We start from the raw sequence: 6,317 nt of genomic DNA, 5'->3' as shown, positions 1-6,317 counted from the left end.
AGACCGCCGGTTACGCCCACGCCAATGAAATCTCCGCCGCCGCCATCCGCCGCGCCGCCGACAGCGCCGCGCTCGCCAAGCGTGGCTATGCAGGAACCGCCGCCGAGGCGCCGCGCGCCTATCACGCCGACCCCCAACAGATTCTCGCCATCGGTTCGTCCACTGGGGGGGTCGAGGCTCTGCTGACCGTGCTCAGCGGCTTCCCGCTGGATTGCCCGGCGACCGTCATCACCCAGCATATGCCGGCGACCTTCACCGCCAGCTTCGCCGCCCGCCTGGACCGCGTCTGCGCCCCGACCGTGACTGAGGCGGTGGACGGCGCCCCGCTGAAGCCGGGCCACATCTATCTGGCCCCCGGCGGCGCAACCCATCTTGAGGTGTCCGGCGGCCTGACGCCCCGTTGCCGCCTGATCGCCAGCGATCCCGTCAACGGCCACCGTCCGTCGGTCGATGTGATGTTCGAATCCGTCGCCCGGCTGAAGCGTCCGATGACCGGCGTCATCCTGACCGGCATGGGCCGTGACGGCGCCAAGGGCCTGCTGACGATGCGCCAGGCCGGCGGCCGCACCCTGGGCCAGGACGAGGCGACATGCGTCGTCTACGGCATGCCCAAGGCCGCCTATGAAATCGGCGCCGTGGAGCGGCAGTTGCCGTTGCACCGCCTCTCCCCCGCCATTCTCGAACTGTGCGCCGATCCGGCTGCGCGGTCAGTCGCCTAATCGGGAGCGTAACCTATGCCCGCCGCCGCCTCACTTCACTGCCTGGTCGTCGATGATCAGATGACGATGCGCTCGCTGGTCCGCACCAGCCTGCAACAGCTCGGCGTGCGCGAGATCCGCGAGGCCGCCGACGGCGAAATCGCCTTGCGTGAGATCGTGTCGAAGCCCGCGCACCTGATCATCTCCGACTACAATATGCCGAACCTGGACGGCCTGGGCCTGCTGCGCGCCGTGCGCGCCCACCCGCCGACCTCCAAGACCGCCTTCATCATGCTGACGGGCCGCGCCGACCGCGAGCTGGTCCAGCGCGCGGTGCAGTTCGGCGTCAACAACTACCTGGTCAAGCCTTTCACCGTCGCTCAGCTGAAGGACAAGCTGGAAGCCGTTTTCGGTCCCCTGACATGAGTTTCGCCGCCCTGAAGGACACGGTCGAAAAGCGCGTTCACGTCGGTCAGGGCGAGCATTTCATCACGTCCGATCCCAATGTCGTGCTCAGCACCATCCTGGGGTCCTGCGTCGCCATGTGCGTGCGCGATCCGCTGGCGGGCGTCGGCGGCATGAACCACTTCCTGCTGCCCGAAGGCTCGGGCGCAGGCACCGATGCGGGGCGTCGCTACGGCGCCTATGCGATGGAGCTGCTGATCAACGACATGCTCAAGGCCGGCGCCCGTCGCGATCGGTTGGAGGCCAAGCTGTTCGGCGGCGGCCGTATGTTCGACAGCCTGCGCGACGTGGGACGCAGCAACGCCGACTTCGCCGAGAAATTCCTGCGCGACGAAGGCATTCCCGTCGTGGGCGGCAGCCTGCGCGGCGACGGCGGACGGCGCCTGCACTACTGGCCCGTCACCGGCCGCGCCCTGCAGCGCGCTGTCACCGACGTCATCGCGCCCAAGCCCGTGCCCGTCATGGCCCCGGTCGACACCGGCGCCCTGGAACTGTTTTGAGCATGAGCGCCCCTCCCGAACACGCCGATCTGCTGGCCGCCGTCGCCGACGAGCTGATGCTGGTGCGCGAAGGCATCGACGGGATCGAGGCCCTGGTCAGTGATCTGGTCCGCCGCGCCCCGCCCGAGGAACGTCCCAACGCCCTGACCCAGGCCCAGGCCCTGGACGCCCTGACCCAGCGTCTTGAGGCTCTGTCCGGCGTCCTGCGCATGCTGGGCGGCGGCGCCAGCCCGTCCGAGGCCGTCAGCCGACTGTCGCTGGCCGACATGGCCGGCCGCCTTCGCCCCGCCGCCGGCGAGCATCGCCCGCAATCAACCGCCGACGCCGGCGACCTGATGCTGTTCTGACGCCATGGCCAAGAGCGATCGGGTCAATCTGGCGCACACCACGGTCCTTCTGATCGACGACCAGCCCACGTCGCTGGATATGCTGGGTTCCATCGTCCAGGGGTTCGGCTGTAAGGAGCAGATCAAATGCGCCTCGGCCCAGGCGGCCGTCGAACTGCTGGCGCGCCGCTCGGTCGATCTGATCCTGATCGACTGCATCATGCCGGACATGGACGGCTATGACTTCGTGCGCTGGCTGCGGCGCGACGCCCCCACGCCGACCCGCTATGTGCCCGTCATCATGATCCTGGGCCACGCCTCGCAGGCCAAGGTCCAGCAGGGCCGCGACTGCGGCGCCAGCTTCATCGTCGCCAAACCTCTGTCGCCGTCCCTGCTGCTGAAACGGATCATCTGGCTGGGCGGCGAGGACCGGGATTTCGTGGAGTCCGAACACTACATCGGGCCCGACCGCAGGGTGCGCAACTATGGGCCGCCCCCCGGCACCGACGGCCGCCGCTCAAGCGACCTGTCCGGCGATCTGGGCGAGGCGGTCGAGGAAAACATGGATCAGGACGACATCGACATGCTGATGAAGCCGCTGAAGGTCAGCCTGTGACCGAGCCCGCCGCCGCGCCCAAGACGCCCACCGTCCGTCGCGTCCACACCTCGCTCCAGCGCCAGATGGCGCGGCCCGGCGGTCGTCTGATCGTCGAGGCCGAGTCGCGCGCCAACCAGGCGCTGGATGAACAGCGCGACCACGTCTTCACCCTGCTGCTGGCCAACGTCGACGCCATTGAGGCGCTGTGCGCGACCCGCCCGCACGACGCTCCGGCCCAGGTCTACGCCTTCGCCTCCGCCATGGTCGACATGGCCGGCTATCTGGATGTCCCGACCTTCTTCGAGGCCGCCTTCAGCCTGTGCGAGATCGCCGACCGGATGAAGAACGCCGGCAGCTGGTCCTGGCCCTCGGTCGAGGTTCACGTCCGCGCGCTCCGCCTGACCCTGGCCGCCCAAGGCCAGACCAGCGCCGATTCCGACCGCCTTCTGGAGGGTCTGCGCGCCCTGACCGCCCACGTCCCGCCCGTCGGTTAACGGCCGTTCCGTTCTTGCGGAACAAGGGCGAAACGAATCAGGACCGAATCGCTGACATCGCCCGTTTCGTCCTTTGTTCACCGCGATATCTTGTAGGTTAAGGTGCCTTAACCACAAACGCCCGATGCCGCAGTCGTCCAGCCGCCGCCCGACTTTTTCGCCGCCCCGGCTTCCCCCCGCCGCCCCGACCCGCTACGGCGTCGGGTGTGGCCCCGTAGCTCAGCTGCATAGAGCAAGGCTTTCCTAAAGCCGAGGTCGCAGGTTGGAGTCCTGCCGGGGTCGCCATCGCACTGTCGGGTGCATCCTAATCGTCGAGGGTCAGCTTGCCCTCGAAAGGAATCCGATCGATCGCCTCCCACGGGCCGCCCAGGTATCGCCAGACGAGCAGGCCGTCAGCGAGAATGTCGAACGGCTCGAACTCAAGTTGAAGCTGCTCAAGCAGCCGTTTGGCGTCTGCGGGCTCGACCTTGTTCTGGACCGTGATGTGCGGTCGGAACGGGGCCTGATCCTGGCGGGTCAGCCAGGGCGAAAAGGCCTCCGCGAGTTGTCTACGCAGTCGGTCCAGATCGGCGGACGCCAGGCGGTAGGCCACGCCACGCCCCAGGGACCACGGGCCGCGCACATCGAGGCGGATGGGCGCCTGGCGCCGGCACGCCGACTTCAGCGTCTCCAACACGAAGTCTTCCTGCGCCCCTGGGAGGGCGTGGAACAGGGTCAGATGGGCCGGGACGACGTTGCGGTGGCGGGGAAAGTGCGCCTGGCGCAAGGCGTCGAACCAGTCGAAGGCGCCGTCGTCCAGGGCTGCGGTGATGATGAGCGGCGCCGGGTCTGCCACGATCAAGCCTCCCGCCGGGCCAAGCCGCGCCGCCAGGCGTGGGCCGCCGCGCGATGCAGTGTCGCGTGGCGGCGCGCCAGACGATCAATGTCGTGGTCGTATCCACCGCCGATGACGCCGACGACCGGCGCGACCGCCAGACAGGTTTCCAGCACATAGGCGTCGCGTTCAGCCAATCCCTCGTCGCTCAGCGACAGCCGCCCCAGCCGGTCGCTTTCGTGCGGATCGACGCCGGCGATGTAGAAAACGAGATCGGGCGCAACGCGTTGAAGCAGGTCAGGCAGAACCTCTTTAAGCCGGGCGACATAGGCTGCATCGCCTGTTCCGTCGGGCAGGTCGATATCGAGATCGCTGGGCCCCCTGCGCACCGGAAAGTTCTTTTCGCCATGCATTGAGAAGGTGAAGACGCGGGGCTCGTGCTCGAAGATGAAGGCGGTTCCATCGCCTTGATGGACGTCCAGATCGACCACCAGGACCTGTCCGACTTCGCCACTGTCGATCAGGGCTCGCGCGGCCACGGCGATGTCGTTGAAGACGCAGAAGCCGGCGCCGCTCAAGGGGCCGGCATGATGGCTGCCGCCAGCCGTGTTGCAGGCGAGGCCATGGCGAAGAGCGAGACGGGCCGCCGTCAGCGTGCCGCCGACGGCGGCCTGCGTGCGTTCGACGACGCTTTGGGTGATGGGCAGGCCGATGACCCGTTCGACTCTCGGCGGAACGCAAGTGTCCAGCACCTGGCGCACATAGTCGGGATCGTGGACGGCGGCGAGCAGGGAATAGTCCGCAGGTTCGGGCTCCCACAGCCCCTCCGGTCCGATCAGCCCTTCCTCTCTCAGCAACTCCACCAGGCGCGCATACTTCTGCATCGGAAAGCGATGACCCGATGGCAGTTCGGCGCTGTAGGCCGGGTGGTAGACGATCGGGGGGAGGGGGCCTGGTTCAGACATGCGTTCCGCAGACAACGCGCCGGCCTTTATGAGGCTGCATCGGAAAAGACAGTCGAACCCTCTCGCCGAAGGCCTCAGTCCGCCAGCCGATAGCCTACGCCCGGCTCGGTCACGAGCAGGACGGGCTGAGCCGGGTCGGCCTCGAGCTTGTGCCTGAGCTGGCCGACGACGACGCGGAGATACTGCACGTCGTCGGCGTGGCCGGCGCCCCAGATGGTCTTGAGCAGGTCGGCGTGACCCAGGACCTTGCCGGCGTTGCGGGCGAGGTAGGCCAGGACGTCGTATTCCTTGGGGCGCAGCTTCACCCGCTCGCCGGCGCGGGTGACGATGCGGCGGTCCAGATCGATGACAACATCGCCGGCCGTGACCACCCCGCCCGCGACCGGCGTCAGCGCGCCCTGACGCAGACCCGCGCGGATGCGCGCCAGCAGTTCGCCGACGCCGAAAGGCTTTTCGACATAGTCATTGGCGCCCAAGTCCAGGGCCGTGATCTTCTCGGCCTCGCGGTCGCGAGCGGACAGGACGATGATCGGCCCCTGATAGAAGTCGCGCGCCCGCGTCAGGACGTCCTTGCCGTCCATGTCGGGCAGGCCGAGGTCCAGAACCACGGCGTCGGGGCTCCACAGGGCGATGGCGCGCAGGCCCTCCTGACCGCTGTCGGCGCGGCGGGGTTCATAGCCGGCGGCGTCCAGAGCGGGCGACAGGAAGCGGTGGATCTGCGGCTCGTCGTCGATGACCAGAACCTGGGGGCGAACGGCGGACATCACAGCAGATCCGGGTGGGTGGCGATGGACTTGGGCAGGCTGATCAGGATGCGGGTGCCGCGTTTGCCGTCGGCGTCGTCCTGGATCGGGCTGGCGGCGGCGATACGGCCGCGCATGGCCTCGACGAACCCCTTGGCGATGGCGAGACCAAGACCTGCCCCCTTGGCGCGGTCGGTGGATTCTTCCATGCGGCGGAACTTGTCGAACACCCGTTCCAGCTCGGCGGTCGGGATGCCGCGTCCCTCGTCCTCGATGGAGATGACGACCGCGCTGCGATCCTCATAGGCCGCCAGTTCGATGGCCGTGCCGTCGGGGCTGTAGGCGATGGCGTTTTCCAGGATGTTGACCACGGCCTGTTCCAGCAGGCCCGGATCGGCCTCGACCATGCTGAGCTGAGCCGGAAAATCGCGCGTGACCTTGCGTTGGCCCAGGCGGCGCGACACACGGTCGGCGGCGGTGTTCAGGATGTCGCGCACATCGGTCCAGTCCGTCCGCACGTTCAGGCCGCCGCCCTCCAGCCGGGTCATGTCCAGAAGATCGCCGACATAGCGCGACAGGCGTTCGGCCTCTTCGCGGATGCTGAGCAGCAGGTCGTCGCGGACCTCGGGCTTCAGGGTCGCGCCATAGTCGATCAGGGTGGTCGCCGAGCCCAGGACGGTGGACAGGGGCGTGCGCAGGTCGTGGCTGACCGAG

10 protein-coding genes and 1 tRNA gene are annotated in these 6,317 nt (G+C 68.0%); 7 read left to right on the top strand and 4 right to left on the bottom strand.

Going from position 1 to position 6,317, the window contains the following annotated elements:
- The 7 genes from B3T77_RS15140 to B3T77_RS15110 form a co-directional block, all read left to right on the top strand.
- Positions 1-719: chemotaxis protein CheB (locus B3T77_RS15140; protein WP_292080659.1), on the top strand; the 719-nt coding region annotated here is incomplete at its 5' end.
- Positions 720-734: 15 nt separating this feature from the next.
- Complete coding sequence (locus tag B3T77_RS15135; RefSeq protein ID WP_292080657.1) at positions 735-1,124, top strand: response regulator; 390 nt, start codon at positions 735-737, stop codon at positions 1,122-1,124.
- Positions 1,121-1,663 (top strand): chemotaxis protein CheD, encoded by a 543-nt coding sequence (locus tag B3T77_RS15130; RefSeq protein ID WP_055806618.1) that lies wholly within the window; start codon positions 1,121-1,123, stop codon positions 1,661-1,663. Before B3T77_RS15135 ends, B3T77_RS15130 begins: the two co-directional genes overlap by 4 nt.
- A gap of 2 nt (positions 1,664-1,665) precedes the next feature.
- Positions 1,666-2,010, top strand: a complete 345-nt coding sequence (locus B3T77_RS15125) for a hypothetical protein (protein WP_039246206.1) — start codon at positions 1,666-1,668, stop codon at positions 2,008-2,010.
- Positions 2,011-2,014: 4 nt separating this feature from the next.
- Positions 2,015-2,605, top strand: a complete 591-nt coding sequence (locus tag B3T77_RS15120; protein ID WP_292080653.1) for a response regulator — start codon at positions 2,015-2,017, stop codon at positions 2,603-2,605.
- On the top strand, positions 2,602-3,081 hold the full coding sequence (locus tag B3T77_RS15115; RefSeq protein ID WP_292080651.1) for a hypothetical protein: 480 nt from the start codon (positions 2,602-2,604) through the stop codon (positions 3,079-3,081). The genes B3T77_RS15120 and B3T77_RS15115 overlap by 4 nt, the downstream gene beginning before the upstream one ends.
- Before the next feature lie 208 nt (positions 3,082-3,289).
- Positions 3,290-3,366: transfer RNA gene (locus B3T77_RS15110), tRNA-Arg, on the top strand.
- Positions 3,367-3,385: 19 nt separating this feature from the next.
- Here the strand turns inward: B3T77_RS15110 and B3T77_RS15105 are convergent.
- The 4 genes from B3T77_RS15105 to B3T77_RS15090 form a co-directional block, all read right to left on the bottom strand.
- Positions 3,386-3,916, bottom strand: a complete 531-nt coding sequence (locus B3T77_RS15105) for a 2'-5' RNA ligase family protein (RefSeq protein ID WP_292080648.1) — start codon at positions 3,914-3,916, stop codon at positions 3,386-3,388.
- 2 nt (positions 3,917-3,918) lie between these two features.
- The gene (locus B3T77_RS15100) at positions 3,919-4,860 is read right to left on the bottom strand and encodes a histone deacetylase family protein (protein WP_292080647.1); all 942 of its coding nucleotides are present in this window, start codon (positions 4,858-4,860) and stop codon (positions 3,919-3,921) included.
- A gap of 74 nt (positions 4,861-4,934) precedes the next feature.
- Entirely contained in the window at positions 4,935-5,624 is a 690-nt protein-coding gene (locus B3T77_RS15095) for a response regulator (RefSeq protein WP_292080645.1), read from the bottom strand.
- Positions 5,624-6,317, bottom strand: a 694-nt coding sequence (locus B3T77_RS15090) for a sensor histidine kinase (protein WP_292080643.1), incomplete at its 5' end; no start/stop codon positions are given. The genes B3T77_RS15095 and B3T77_RS15090, both read right to left, overlap by 1 nt.

It is taken from the genome of Brevundimonas sp. UBA7838, from assembly GCF_002500885.1.
In the GTDB taxonomy this organism is placed as follows: domain Bacteria; phylum Pseudomonadota; class Alphaproteobacteria; order Caulobacterales; family Caulobacteraceae; genus Brevundimonas; species Brevundimonas vesicularis_C.
The sequence above is the reverse complement of the archived record's forward strand: the minus strand, read 5'-3'. Positions and strand labels throughout refer to the sequence as shown.